Genomic DNA, 13,900 nt, shown 5'->3' with positions numbered 1-13,900 from the left:
TTGACTTGCATGCCTTATCCACGCCGCCAGCGTTCATCCTGAGCTAGGATCAAACTCTTAATAAAAGTGAACGGAACAAAATAAAGAATAGTATCTAGCGCTTGCGCACAGATTCAAGAATCATGATTCACGATTCAAGAATAAAACTATCCTAACAATGTCCCAACTTTTAAGTTGATCCCGCTCGCTCTCTTTTGACTCATTGCTATTGGTCAAAAAAGCGAAATTAAATTTTGGAATATAATTGGTTTTCTCAGACCCGATTGAAATCGGGACTGCTGTTCAGAAGGCTCTTAGCCGACTGAACACTTGCACATCTTCAAGATTTTCCATGAAAAACCTTGAAGTACATTCTCAATATTTCAATTGTCAAACAGCTTACCCTGCCTTTCAGAGCGTGAGGACTATTATATACATAACCAAATCAATGTCAATAAAGAAAGCCCCGCCCGAGCCAAAGGCTCGGGCGGGGCTTCACTAAACCAAAAATTTGTCATTTTTAAACAAGAAAAAAGGAGGGTTTTGAAGCCTCCTTTGATAATTTAATTTTCCGTCGCAAGGAGTACAACAAGCATTCCTAAACTAGGAAGCGAAAGATCGGACTATCCTTTTCGAGGTGCTCGTAAGAAAGGCCGGCCTTTTTCATTCGCCTGAGCAATAGTTTCAAGTCATCTTTCTGTGAAAGCTCAACACCGACCAACGCTGGGCCACTCTCTCGATTGTTCTTTTTCATATATTCGAACAGAGTAATGTCGACCAGTTCGCCGAGCACATCGTTAAGGTACATTTTCAATGCACCAGGGCGCTGTGAGAACTCAACAATGAAGTAGTGCTTGAGACCTCGGTACACGAGACTCCGTTCGATAATTTCGGGGTACCTGCTGATATCATTGTTGCCCCCGCTCACGACACACACAACCGTTTTGCCCTTGATTTGTTCTCTTACTTCATCGAGAGCAGACACCGACAACGCGCCGGCCGGCTCAGTGACAATGCCGTCGTTTTGATACAACGAAATCATCTCCTGACATACGTGACCTTCATTCACCAACACCACTCGGTCGATGATTTTTTGGGCGATGGCAAAATTAAGCACACCAACTGTCTTCACTGCCGCGCCATCAACAAACTTGTCAATGACTTCGAGAGTTACCACCTTGCCTGCTTGTAAAGATGCAGACATGGACGGCGCGCCCAAAGGTTCTACTCCAACCAACTTGGTACTAGGACTTTTTGACTTTACGTAACCGCCAAGACCTGCAATTAATCCGGCCCCACCAACAGGCACGATGACATAGTCAAGATGTTGGCGTTCTGGAAATTGCTCCAAAATCTCCAAACCGACTGTGCCCTGACCAGCAATAATGTGTAGATCATCAAACGGGTGAATGAAAACTTTCTTTCCTTTTGTTGCGTCGGCCCGTGCATGCTTGTACGCATCGTCATACACATCACCGACAAGAATCAGAGACACCCAACTTCCACCCAAAAATTTGACTCGATCAACTTTTTGGCGGGGCGTGTTTTTCGGCATGTAAATGGAACCCCTGATCCCAAGTCTCCGACAGCTAAAAGCGAAACCTTGAGCATGATTGCCGGCGCTCGCACATACGACACCCTGGCCTCGTTCAGCGAGACTGAGTAAAGAAATCCGGTTATACGCCCCTCGCAACTTGTATGACCTGACTACTTGTAAATCCTCCCGCTTAAGATAAATCTGGGCATCAAAACGGTCGGAGAGATTACGGTTAAGCTCAAGTGGTGTTCTGCAAACAACACCATTGAGCCGCGCATGCGCTTCTTCAACAAGCATTGGACTAAGTTGTGTTTTCATAAGACATTTTACTTTCAAAAAACTAACGCACTTCCGTCCCCTTCAAACTGACTTTTTATTTCATCCTCACTCGAGGCAAACAAAAAGCCAGCTTTCGGGGTGAAGAGCTGGCTTTCGTTAGTTTATAGTTTGTAGTTTCTAGAAACGAGCGCAAGTCATATCTCCACCAGTTGAGCTGGTAATAATGATGCTAATAATCGAGATAATTCGTGCACTTGAGGTCATGAGCACAGATTATGCCAAACCATACACAATGTCAACAGGAAGCACCATTCGCACATTCGTACGAATGTGCGAATATGACGCCAATAAAAAAACCGCCGGAATTAACCAGCGGTTCAGAGTCAGTTACTATGATCGATTGAGTGCAGACAACACGGCTTTAATAGAGGCGAGATCAATACTGGTATCAACCCCAACTCCCCACCGAGTAGAACCGTCGGCAAACTGCAACTTGATGTAGGATATCGCCTGCGCGGCTTCACCTTTAGCCAGTGCGTGCTCGTAATAGTTGGCTACGTAAAACTTTTGCGGGCATTCGTAGTCGAGGTTCAGAGCGTGAACAAAAGCGGCGACTGGACCGTTACCTTCACCAACCAGATACCTCTCCTGCCCCTTGCACGATAGTCTTGCATTGCACGTGACCCTAAGCGAGTCGTTTGAAAAGCTGAAACTTACAAGCGACCACGGATTGCTTCGTTCCACGTATTCCGCCCAGAACATTGCCCGCAACTCCCGAGCTTCCACTTCCCGACCAAGCGCATCAACTTTATCATTGGCGATCGGACCAAATTCCCTCTGCATCTCCTTGGGAATTTCGATGCCAAACTCAGACTCGAGTAAGTACGCAACCCCTCCTTTGCCCGACTGACTATTAACCCGAATGACCTCTCGGTATTCGCGCCCGATGTCTGCCGGATCAATGGCGAGATATGGCACATCCCACTGCATACGTTCACCCAATGCCCTCTCTTCCAATCCTTTCTTGATAGCGTCCTGATGCGATCCGCTGAAAGCAGTAAACACCAATTCGCCCGCATAAGGATGACGCGGAGGTACCAACATCCCCGTGCACCGCTCGTACACTTCACGCACTGCACTGAGATCAGAAAAATCCAATCCAGGATCGATGCCATGCATGTAGAGGTTAAGGGCCAACGTGACCAGATCAAGATTGCCAGTCCGCTCACCATTACCAAACAGCGTCCCCTCGACACGATCAGCACCAGCAAGCAAACCAAGTTCGGTTGTCGCGACACCGGTGCCACGATCGTTGTGTGCGTGCAGACTGACAATGACTGAGTCGCGAAGCCCGTGATCTTGCAGCTTGCGACACATCCATTCGATTTGGTCGGCGTAGACATTCGGTGTCGCCACTTCGACAGTGCAGGGAAGATTAAGAATCATCTTCCGTGCGGGAGTTGGCTTCCAGATGGCTATCACAGCCTCCGAAATTTCCAGTGCAAATTCCAATTCAGTAGCGCTAAAACTTTCCGGTGAATACTGCAAGCGGACATCGGTGCCGCCAGCGGTCAATCGAGGAATCCGATCCAAGATCCACTGCGCGCCCTGCCGAGCCAACTCGATAATTTCCGACTTGGTTTTTCCAAAGACGACACGGCGCTGAGCCGGTGACGTCGAGTTGTACAAGTGAATGATCACTTTTCGAGCACCGACGAGCGACTCAAAAGTTCGCTCAATCAAATCCTCGCGCGCTTGCACCAGAACTTGAATGGTCACATCATCGGGAATCAACTTGTCCTCAATGAGCCGCCGGTTAAAGGCAAACTCGGTGTTGGATGCAGATGGGAAACCGATTTCGATTTCCTTAAATCTCCGAGCGACAAGCATTCGAAACATTTCCAATTTTTGACTAACATTCATTGGAGTTGGAAGTGACTGATTACCGTCACGGAGATCCACACTGCACCAAAACGGTGGAGCCATGATCACACGACTCGGCCATTGCCGAGCATGCAAATTAACTTGCGGAAACGGACAATACTTGCCTGTTTGAATTTTCATAGGTTTTTTACACTCATTTCGAAGAACCAAAACTCTTCCCGTCCCCTAGGTTTATTTTGAAGTCTCACCCAAGACAACAAAACAGCTCCTCGGGGTGAAGAGCTGGCTTGTTACAAAATTAGTTTAGAAGTTAGAAAGTTAGTTAATTTTGGCACGAGCAAGACCTCCACCGTTTTTAAGGGCTAGTAGGAGGCCTAGAAGGTTAATAGTGCTCGATTTCATGATTGTTTGATACTAGACAAAGACACGGATACTGTCAAGTTTTGATTATTTATTTTACTTTTGATTCCAACAACGACAACCTCCGCTCCAAGGCTAAAAATTCGTCGTAATCCACTTTCTTTTTTAGACTACCTTTTAGAAATTCAACGTTTACTTTAACAATCGTCATGTCTTCAGCCAATTTTCCGATCATTTCAGTGTGCGATTCGAGTGTCTTTTTAAGACCTGAAACATCTTTTTGCAAATCACCGTACTGTTCGGCAACCGCCTTGATTTCATGATTATTTTTTTCAAGCAACACACCGAGATTGCGCAACTCTTGACCAACATCAATTTTTGATTTTGCGCTTTTAGATTTCTTCATTACTTCTCTATTATAAACCCCTCTTTTTATTCTGCCAACTTTCTACGGTTACAAGGAGCGGACTTCCGAGAAATACTGACGAATAAGTTCCAGCGGTGATTCCAACAAGAAGCGCGAGGGAAAGGTGTTTGGTAACTTCCGGACCAACAACATAGAGGACAGCGAGAGCCAAAAGTGTCGTGACTGAAGTGTTAATTGAGCGAACAAAAGTTTGGTTGATACTTTCTCCAACTACCACATCAAAAGTTTTTCGATTTTTTCCAACGCCGGCAAATTTAAGATTTTCTCGAACGCGGTCAAATACCACGATTGTGTCGTGAACCGAGAAACCGAGAATGACCAAAAGCGCCGTTACGAAAAGTGTATCAACTTCATATCCTTTGAAGTGGCCCAGTGCCACAAACACTCCCGTCGGAACTAACACATCGTGGAAAAGCGCGAACACCGTAATCAAACCGTATTTCCAAGATGCAACCGGCTCAGACACTTTTCGAAATGCGAACGTGATAAAAATAACAATCGCCAACAAAACCAAAATAATCGAAACAATAGATTTTGAAAGGGCCTCGGCGCCGAGCACTGGACCAATTGAGTCAAATCGTTTTACTTCTGGAATATTGGTTGTATTTTTTGAAAGCGCCGACTCTATAGTAGCTCGTTCAGCCTCACTGAGACTTTTCAATCGAATAATGTATCCCTTCTCCCCTGTGGCACGAATAGATTGATCGAAATTTAAACCAGCAATTTGTTGATTAACAACAGACAACTCTGGACGAGCAGATGGATATTCAATTTCAAGAACTGAGCCTCCCTTAAAATCAATACCCGGGTTAAAACCCCACACAAATATCGCGAGCAAAGAACCGAGCATGAGAATGCCGGAGATTGTATAAAATATTTTTCTGTATTTGACGATAAACATTGTAATAGGGTTTAGGGTTTAGGGTTTAGGGTTTAGAAAACCGGAACGAAATAAAAACTTGGCGAATTTGCTATCTCCTTTGGCGCCAATGGCTTGAAGGAAGGTTCGGGAAATGACGATAGCGGTAAACATGCTAGTCACCACACCAATAAAGAATACTAACGCAAAACCTTTGATGAGAGAATTCGATGCAAACCAGTAGAGAATAACTGAAGTTATGATACTGGAAAGGTTACTGTCGCGAATGGAAGTCCACGCTCGAGCAAAACCTTCTCTGACTGCGTCCGGTAACGCGCGGCCACGAGCGAGTTCCTCTTTCATTCTCTCGAAAATCAAAATGTTGGCATCCACCGCCATACCGATCGAAAGAATAAATCCCGCAATACCCGCGGCAGTCAGCGTTACCAAAAATTTAAATATCAAAAGGTTTAAGACAACGTACACAGAGAGGGCAAGAACCGCTACCAATCCTGGAAGTCGGTACCAGAGAATGAGGAAAAGGGCGATCACCGCGAACGCAATGAGTCCCGATTTTATGCCGGCATTAAGAGCGTCTTCTCCTAGCGAAGCACCGATGGTCTGAGTAGACAAAAGTTTGATATCAACTGGCAAGGCTCCGTAGTTGAGATTTCTCGCCAAAGCTTGTGCGTCAGCAACCTTAAAACCTCCTGAAATTACCGCTTTCCCATCTTTGATTTCTTCTCGCACAACTGGGGCAGAAATAATGGCGCCATCAAGATAGACCGCAATAGTTTTATTAACATTATTCTTGGTTAGATCACCGAAAAGTTTTGCTCCTACTGAGTTAAAAGTAATCGAGACGTGAGGTTCACCTGTTGTAGGATCGAACTCAACTGTCGCGTGTTCAAGATATCTACCGGTCAATGGAGAAGAGATATAGTATGGATCTTCAGCTAAGAGGTTGCTGATAATCGGTTTCGAACTGTCTTTAGTTTTTTGATAATCATCGAAAGCTTTCAAAATGGCGTCTTTTTCAGCGCCGGCTAGTCGTTCAGTTTTAAATTCAAGCGTCGGCACTTGTCCGATAGTTTTGATTGCATCTTCAACGTTTGTGACACCCGGCAATTCGACAATCAAGCGGTCATCACCTCCTCCAACCACTCCTCCTTTCTCAATTTGAACAATTGGTTCTGACACGCCGAAAATATTGACGCGTCGCTCAATCACATCGCGAAGCGCGGTCATAGCACCCCCAACATCAGCGCCGGTAAGCTTTGAAGTGTTGGCTTGATATACCAAGTGAGTTCCACCGTTTAAATCAAGACCGAGTTTGTAGTTAGCGTGATTAACTGTAACAGCCACATATGGAAACGCCGGCTTTGCGCTAAGTCTAATATCTGCAAAATAGCCCACCCCAATGGCGGCTAGAATCAAAATAACGGCGAATAGTCTCTTCTGTAACATGGGTGAGAGTATACGGTATCAAGTATAAAGTATCAAGTATCCCGCATTAAAGCTTCAAGCTTTTAGCTGATAGCTTACAGCTTTTAAAAACTCCTCTTTCCGGCAATCTGTATCCAACTTCTTCTGCCTGAGTGAGTAACCTTACTTAAAACAATTTCAAACCCGAGCTTTTTAAAATAACCTTCCATTGCTTCTTGGGTAAAATAACTGAAAAACCGCGTATATTCAAAGCCATAATCTTTTTCAGTAACCTCCTCCTCGTCCGACTCCCCTTCTCTTAATTGTTTGACGGCCACGTACAATAAACCTCCAGGATTTAATTTAGTTTTAATTTTTCCCATCACCTCTAAAATTTCGGCTTTTGGAACGTGGAGCAAGACCGCTTGAGCAAACACGCAATCAAATGTACCGGGCAATTTTTCAATGTCGTACAAATCCCAAACTTTGAATGGTATCTTAGGAAAGGCTTTCTGTGCGAGCAAAACCATCTCCTCCGAAAAATCAATCCCCGTTACGGAAAAACCTTTTGACGCGAGATATGCCGATTTCCATCCCTGGGCGCACCCAATATCTAAAATAGTTGCACCTTTTGGCAACATGCTAAGAAATTGGTCAGTAACCGCAATCCACCAGTCATCTCGTTTGTGATCAATCGCCCAATCCCGAGCAATTTTGTTATAGGTTTCTTTTAACTTCTCACTTTTCATAGTTTGAAGATTTTTTTCAGTTCATCAATTCCCTCTTCTAAAGAAACCTGTGGCTCCCAACCTAAAAGTTTTTTAGCGAGTGAATTATCAGCGAGAGTATCGTGCGGTTCGATTCGCGCGGCCACATATTCCACTTTTCCTCCAATCATTTTTGCTAAATCGTTAATCGAACAATTTTTCCCAGCGCCAATGTTAATCACCTCGCCCTTCCCCACGTTTGTACTTTCTGCGGCTAACAGATTTGCTCGCACCACATCATGTACATGAGTAAAATCGCGAGTTTGCTTTCCATCACCCGTAATCGTTAAAGCTTGTCCCTCTGATCGCTGTTTCAAAAATTTCCCGATGACGAGCGCGTAGGCGCCAGATGGATCAAGCCGTGGACCGTAGACATTAAAATAGCGGAGCGAGACAGTTTCAACTCCATACACTTCGGACCACAACCGGCAATACAATTCGCCAATATATTTCTGTAAACCGTAGGGACTTTTTGGACTGGCCGACATATTTTCAACCAGTGGCATTACGGGTTGATCTCCGTAGGCTGAACTTGAGGCCGAGTAGATAACGCGTTTGACACCACCCTCTTTGGCGGCAACCAACACGTTCAATGTTCCCATGACATTCACCTCCGAAGTTTCTACCGGCTTTTCAATGGAGTACTGCACGCGAGGCAAAGCCGCGAAATGAAAAACAAATTGAGCACCCTTAATAATTGGCTTGATAGCTTCCAAATCGCAGACATCGGCGTTGTGAAATTTGGCCTTTGGATTCACATTTTCCATTTTTCCGCCAGATAAATTGTCGATAATTTCAACACTGAAACCCTTTTCAATAAGAGCGTCTGCGAGAGTTGAGCCGATAAATCCGGCGCCACCAACTACCACTACTTTTTTATTTTCTTCACCAGATTTTGTGTTTTGCTTTTTCATATATGTATACAACTCTTGAGAGTTCTAAAAGCTTACAGCTGAAAGCTTTTAGCTTCAAGCTTTAAACCCCCGATCGCGACAGCAACGTTTTCATTGTTTTAAGCGCAATTTTCAAATCCAAAAAGAACGAGCGATTCTTGATGTAATATAAATCATACGAAAGTTTTACGCGGGTTTCGTTAACATCTGCCTCGTGGTGCGGATGATTTTCGTGATAGAGCTGTGCCCAACCGGAAAGCCCCGGTTTGATCAGGTGACGAGTATTGTAATATGGAATTTCTTCCACGTAGTGCTGTACCGGTTCGGGAAATTCAGGACGCGGGCCGATTAAAGAAATATCCCCTCTCAAAACATTCCACAACTGAGGAAATTCATCTAAACGAGTTTTTCTCAAAAAGGCACCAACTTTCGTCACCTTATTCACCTTCCCCAAACCTTTCCAATCTCCGTCATCATTAAATGACATGGTTCTAAATTTCAAAAGTCTAACCTTGTGATTGTTTTTTCCAACACGTGTCTGAGAAGAAAATACTGGCCGGCCATCCTCCAACTTCATCGCGATAAAGACAAATGGATACGTGAGCACGGGAATAATGAGGAGCGGAATTGAAATAACAATATCCATGAGTCGTTTCAGACCGTCATAGCTTGCCGAAGTTCCGACAGAAACATATTCCAAAAACCAATCGTAGTTAATAAGAGAAATGGGAATGCGGTCGAAAATTTCTTCATACAACACATGAATATCAACAAACTCCACATTTTTAAAAATCAGATCGTACAAATACGGCAACAAGGGTTCAATTTTTTTATTCTTAAAATCAGCCGCAATCAGAGCAACTTGATCGTTTTCAATTCGAGCAGAAACAATTTTTTTAAACTCAAGAGGGTTTACACTGCCAATGTCGAATGAATCAACGAATCGAATGTTGTAGCGTTCGTTTTGATTGACCTCTTTGGTAAGCTCAGCGAGCTCAACCCCCGTGCCGATGCTAATAGCGTCCTGTTTTTTTCTAGTGTAAAAAAAACGATATCCGTACATTCGCCAGAACAAAATGAAGACTGAGGAAAATAAAAGGTATAAAAACAAATTGACCTTAGGAGCAATTCCAAAATATGGAATAAAGTAAAAAAAGATTACCGCCAAGAAACTGTTCACAATGGCAGATTTAAGCACAATGTTCGGTAAGCGACTCCGCAACAGCAAGGTATGTTTTTCATACAAACCCGCTACAAAAAAAACCACGAGCCACGCGATAATGAGCAAAGAAAAAGGCGAAAGATGGGCATAAAAAATATCTTTGTCTAACCCTGCCCCATACCGCACAAACAACATGAGCCAGAGAGCGAAGAAAAATATTAAAATATCGCCTATGCCAAGGATGAGGTACTCTTTCCGGTTAAGAATTGACATGATTGCAGTATTATAGCAGAAAATTCTAAAATATCTAGGGTAAACACAAATTACAAATTAGTACGAATATACGAATTCCGTTATTTGTATTTTTGTGTCGATTTGTATTTTGTATTTCAATTGTAACCCTAACTAGCCTCTTTAGGTTATAATTGATCCCAATGGATTCTGGCAAGAAAAAACTGAAAATATTGTTTATCATCACCAAAAGCAACTTCGGCGGTGCCCAAAGGTATGTGTTTGACTTGGCAACAAAACTTCCCAAGGATTCATTCGAGCCAATGGTTGCCCTTGGTGGCAAAGGATACTTGAAAAACAAGCTGGAAAGCGCGGGAGTTCCAACATTCAGTATTTCGGGACTTGAACGCGATGTCAGAGTGCTTAAAGAAATAAAAGCCTTTTTCAACATCTATAAAATAATTAAAGAAACTCAACCCGATATCGTTCATCTAAACAGTTCAAAAGCCGGCGCCCTCGGCGCTGTTGCCGCTCATCTGTATAATCTCTCTCTTAAACTTTCAGCTTTCAACTTTCAACTTTCAACTTGTAAAGTACTCTTTACTGCTCACGGCTGGGCATTCAAAGAAAAAAGGAAACCGTTTACGAAAAAAATAATTGAGTATCTTTCTTGGGTGACCATTTTTCTGAGCCATCGCACTATCGTTGTCTCAAATGATGATCGAGAAAAAGTAAAAGAGTTTATTTTTGTTCAAGAAAAAATTTCCGTGATTCACAACGGTATAGAAAAACCGGTCTTTAAAAGCAGGGACGAAGCGCGAAAAATTATCAATCAAAAAATCGGCAAACAGCTCGACGACAAAAAAATTTGGATTGGCACCATTGCTGAGTTACACAAAAACAAAGGTCTTGATCATGCCATTAACGCCTGCAGTTTACTTATACGCCCAAACAATTTTGAAAATGTCACCCCAGACAAAATTGTCTACGTCATTATTGGTGGCGGAGAAGAAAAAAATAATTTGGAATTACTTATTAAACAAGAAAAACTTGAAGACATTGTTTCCCTTGCTGGGGAATACCCTGGAGCGGCAGAACTCCTCCAAGCATTTGATGTCTTTCTTCTTCCCTCTCTTAAAGAAGGCTTGCCGTACGTTGCCCTTGAAGCAGGTCAGGCCAGTTTGCCCACTATTGCGACAAACGTCGGTGGTATTCCAGAAATAATTGAAGACATGAAATCGGGTATTTTGATTAAAGAAAAAAGACCGAAGGAAATCGCTCACGCCCTTTCGTATTTAATTGCCCATCCAGAAAAAAATAAAGAATTTGGAGAGAATCTTAAAAAAACCGTGGAAACAAAATTCACTCTTGAGAAAATGGTAGAAGAAACCATCACGCTCTACAAAACACTTTCTTAATACTTTTCTAACCGTATTCGCTTACTTTAGAGACCATGGTCTCTAAAGTAAGCGAATACTATAGTGTCCATTTTTTAATAACCACCTTTCTATCTAATCATAAAAAAAACCGCAACCAATTATGCCGGTGCGGTTGTAGGAACTAACCTCGGTAAAATAGCGATCTCGGAGGCGAAGTGTTGTTGAAGTCGCGCCACGACAGTTAGAGCGCTTTCATCATAATCACCTATGGTGACTGCCACGCGACACTTTTCACGAAACGCAATCGTCCACGTGCGCAATGCAACCCTTGCCCACGCGCGCGAGCGTTCCGGATCATCCCTCAATATGGTCAGAAGGATTTGTCTTTCCTTCCCCTTAAAATTATCATCACAATGCCCAACAATAAAGGTCAGCAAATTAGGGTCCATAAAATTCGATCTTTTGCAAAAAACCTAAGTCCAAACTAACATTTTAAAACTCAATGTCAACATTTTCCTGCCCCGAAATTTTGCGGCAAAATTTCTGGCTACACTTTTATACCTCCTCCCCCATCACCCCAAGAAATTCATTTTTCGATAAGTCTTTATGCGCCGGCCTCTGATACCGACTCATACCCATCAATACTCCGAGGCCAATGAATTCGGTAATCAAATGTGTTCCTCCATAACTCATGAAAGGAAGTGTGATACCGGTCACCGGCAGAAGGCCGATATTCATGCCAACGTTTATAAAAAAATGGCTCATGAAAAAAATAGCGAGACCCAACCCAAACAGGGTTTCAAAATTTGTCGCACCTCTCATCGCATGAACTAAAATTCTCCAAATAACCACTGCGTATAAGAAAAACAACAGCAGAACTCCCGCGAAACCCCACTCCTCAGCAAATGAAGCGAAAATAAAATCGGTTTCGTATTCTGGCAAAAATTTTAATCGCGATTGAGTTCCGAATCCAATCCCCTTGCCAAAAATTTCTCCCGAACCAACTGCGATAGTTGACTGATACGCATTGTATCCAGTCCCCCGAATATCCGAAAATGGATGAATGAAGTTGATAATACGATGTTTCTGGTACTCTTTAAAAGCAAAAAACCATAAACTTAAGAAGGCAACAATCCCAACAAAAAAAACTAAGGCTAAATGTTTTTTGGAAATCCCCGAGACCAATACCATACCAAACCAAATCAAAAAAATGATAACCGCCGAACCGAAATCTGGCTGTAAAAGTACAAGACTAAATAGCACAAGAGCATAGAGTCCGGAAACTAAAATATGACGAATATGCGCTATCTCAATATGACGACGGGAAAAATATTTTGCCAAAATGGCAATCAAAACGAGCTTGCTTAAATCGGCCGGTTCAAGAAAAAAGAAACCGAGATTAAACCAACTTTGTGATCCGTTTGTGATTCCCCCAATCACCAAAAGAACACTTAATGTAAAAATCGAAATAAGAAATAAGGCAACCAACACAGGAGTGCGGCGCAAAAAACGAAAATCAAAAAAACTCAGAATAAAAAAAATGGTAAATCCTACAGAAATCCAAACAATTTGTTTATCGAACAAAGCACTTTCTCCCACAAAAGAATTCATAGTGACCAATCCTGCGCCAAGAATAGGAAGGAGGCAGAGAACTAACGTCCAGTCGATCGCCAGAAAAATTTTACGCACACCGAAAGTGTTTCTTACCATAGGTGACTAAGTATAATCGATTCTGCACCATCATGATAATCCAAACCAAAAATTATCGTAAAAATCGGTACAAAATCTCGTTACGAGTAGTTGAAGCGAAAAAAGCTTCGGGCCAAGTAAAAATAAGCGGAGCAGAAGAACCCTTCTCGATACTATCAACAACCGTACGTGATGTACCGACAGCATTCCCAGTGTCAGTATCGTATATCAAGGCGACAGCCTCAATGTTCCTAACCGGCTCAAGATTATTGTTTTCAAGTGAAGCGGTGAGTCTCGATCCTTGGTCACTGACTGCCAAGTTTTGTTTTGCAATTGAAAGAAATTTTTCTTGGGTAGCGTCTCGTCTCCATGCGGGAGGAGAATATTCAAAATCGGTTTTAGTGGGAATACGAGTACCGGTCAATATGTTACTTTCAAAAATTCCGAAAATTTTCTTTGGAGGAATAAATGTTTTCCCGTCTCGTTCGTAAATTAAAAAATTATCTTTATCGTACAATTTAAATTTATATGACAAAAGACTCGCACCCGAATCTAAATTTGGATTTTCAACATAGGCTATAGCATTGTATACACCATCCTTAACTTTAAAGGAACGCTGCCAATGAACAATGAGGTCAAGCGCCGAAGCCTTGCAGAGCAAAGAGCACGGCCCTCCACAGTCTACTCCCTGTTCGCCTTGATTTTGTTTAGAATCAGAGCGACTCGGTGCTTCGTAGGTGAAAAAAAATATTGGTAAAATCAAAAGAAAAAGAAATACAAAAAAAACTACACTGAGATATGAGAGCTGTCGTTTTGTAGACCATGAAATCATGCTTACAGTATAAAGTAAAAAGCGCGAAAAAAGAAACCCCGGCCGCGCAAAGCGCGGTCGCTTCTCCCACACTCAATCCCGCGTGCGTGCAGTCGTGAATGACGCCGCACCGTGTGTGTCCGCAGTTGACGTCAATCAAGCGAGCGCTCGCACGCGCTTCATTGGTGCCAAATGCGGCAAAGGTATAAGTGACAGTG

General features: G+C 43.0%; 13 protein-coding genes and 1 rRNA gene. 1 reads left to right on the top strand and 13 read right to left on the bottom strand.

Going from position 1 to position 13,900, the window contains the following annotated elements:
- The 9 genes from V4467_04825 to V4467_04785 form a co-directional block, all read right to left on the bottom strand.
- Positions 1–65, bottom strand: a 16S ribosomal RNA gene (locus tag V4467_04825); the annotation flags it as partial.
- Between the two features lie 512 nt (positions 66–577).
- A complete protein-coding gene (gene ilvA, locus V4467_04820; GenBank protein ID MES2088283.1) occupies positions 578–1,834 on the bottom strand; it encodes a threonine ammonia-lyase IlvA in 1,257 nt (418 codons plus the stop codon).
- Between the two features lie 351 nt (positions 1,835–2,185).
- Positions 2,186–3,859, bottom strand: a complete 1,674-nt coding sequence (gene leuA, locus V4467_04815; GenBank protein ID MES2088282.1) for a 2-isopropylmalate synthase — start codon at positions 3,857–3,859, stop codon at positions 2,186–2,188.
- 271 nt (positions 3,860–4,130) lie between these two features.
- On the bottom strand, positions 4,131–4,445 hold the full coding sequence (locus tag V4467_04810) for a hypothetical protein (protein MES2088281.1): 315 nt from the start codon (positions 4,443–4,445) through the stop codon (positions 4,131–4,133).
- A 10-nt stretch (positions 4,446–4,455) separates the two neighbouring features.
- The gene (gene secF, locus V4467_04805) at positions 4,456–5,367 is read right to left on the bottom strand and encodes a protein translocase subunit SecF (protein ID MES2088280.1); all 912 of its coding nucleotides are present in this window, start codon (positions 5,365–5,367) and stop codon (positions 4,456–4,458) included.
- 18 nt (positions 5,368–5,385) lie between these two features.
- Positions 5,386–6,792 carry a protein translocase subunit SecD gene (gene secD / locus V4467_04800; GenBank protein ID MES2088279.1) on the bottom strand — a complete coding sequence of 469 codons (1,407 nt, stop codon included), beginning with the start codon at positions 6,790–6,792 and terminating at the stop codon, positions 5,386–5,388.
- 83 nt (positions 6,793–6,875) lie between these two features.
- Positions 6,876–7,499: a class I SAM-dependent methyltransferase gene (locus V4467_04795; protein ID MES2088278.1), complete on the bottom strand. Its 624-nt coding sequence runs from the start codon at positions 7,497–7,499 to the stop codon at positions 6,876–6,878.
- Positions 7,496–8,431 (bottom strand): NAD-dependent epimerase/dehydratase family protein, encoded by a 936-nt coding sequence (locus tag V4467_04790; GenBank protein ID MES2088277.1) that lies wholly within the window; start codon positions 8,429–8,431, stop codon positions 7,496–7,498. Before V4467_04790 ends, V4467_04795 begins: the two co-directional genes overlap by 4 nt.
- Positions 8,432–8,492: 61 nt before the next feature.
- On the bottom strand, positions 8,493–9,845 hold the full coding sequence (locus tag V4467_04785; GenBank protein MES2088276.1) for a sugar transferase: 1,353 nt from the start codon (positions 9,843–9,845) through the stop codon (positions 8,493–8,495).
- 161 nt (positions 9,846–10,006) lie between these two features.
- Here V4467_04785 and V4467_04780 point away from each other — a divergent pair, with 161 nt between their 5' ends.
- Positions 10,007–11,221 (top strand): glycosyltransferase, encoded by a 1,215-nt coding sequence (locus V4467_04780; GenBank protein MES2088275.1) that lies wholly within the window; start codon positions 10,007–10,009, stop codon positions 11,219–11,221.
- 119 nt (positions 11,222–11,340) lie between these two features.
- Here V4467_04780 and V4467_04775 read toward each other — a convergent pair whose 3' ends face one another.
- The 4 genes from V4467_04775 to V4467_04760 all read right to left on the bottom strand — a co-directional run.
- Positions 11,341–11,631: a hypothetical protein gene (locus tag V4467_04775; GenBank protein MES2088274.1), complete on the bottom strand. Its 291-nt coding sequence runs from the start codon at positions 11,629–11,631 to the stop codon at positions 11,341–11,343.
- A gap of 106 nt (positions 11,632–11,737) precedes the next feature.
- A complete protein-coding gene (rodA, locus tag V4467_04770; protein MES2088273.1) occupies positions 11,738–12,892 on the bottom strand; it encodes a rod shape-determining protein RodA in 1,155 nt (384 codons plus the stop codon).
- Between the two features lie 52 nt (positions 12,893–12,944).
- Complete coding sequence (locus V4467_04765) at positions 12,945–13,532, bottom strand: hypothetical protein (GenBank protein ID MES2088272.1); 588 nt, start codon at positions 13,530–13,532, stop codon at positions 12,945–12,947.
- Between the two features lie 52 nt (positions 13,533–13,584).
- Positions 13,585–13,900 (bottom strand): hypothetical protein (locus V4467_04760; GenBank protein ID MES2088271.1); only part of this gene is annotated, 316 nt, incomplete at its 5' end.

The sequence above is a fragment of the Patescibacteria group bacterium genome, from assembly GCA_040390045.1.
Taxonomy (GTDB): domain Bacteria; phylum Patescibacteriota; class Minisyncoccia; order Phycocordibacterales; family SIBU01; genus SIBU01.
Note: the sequence above shows the minus strand (reverse complement) of the source record. Positions and strands in the feature narration are given on the sequence as shown.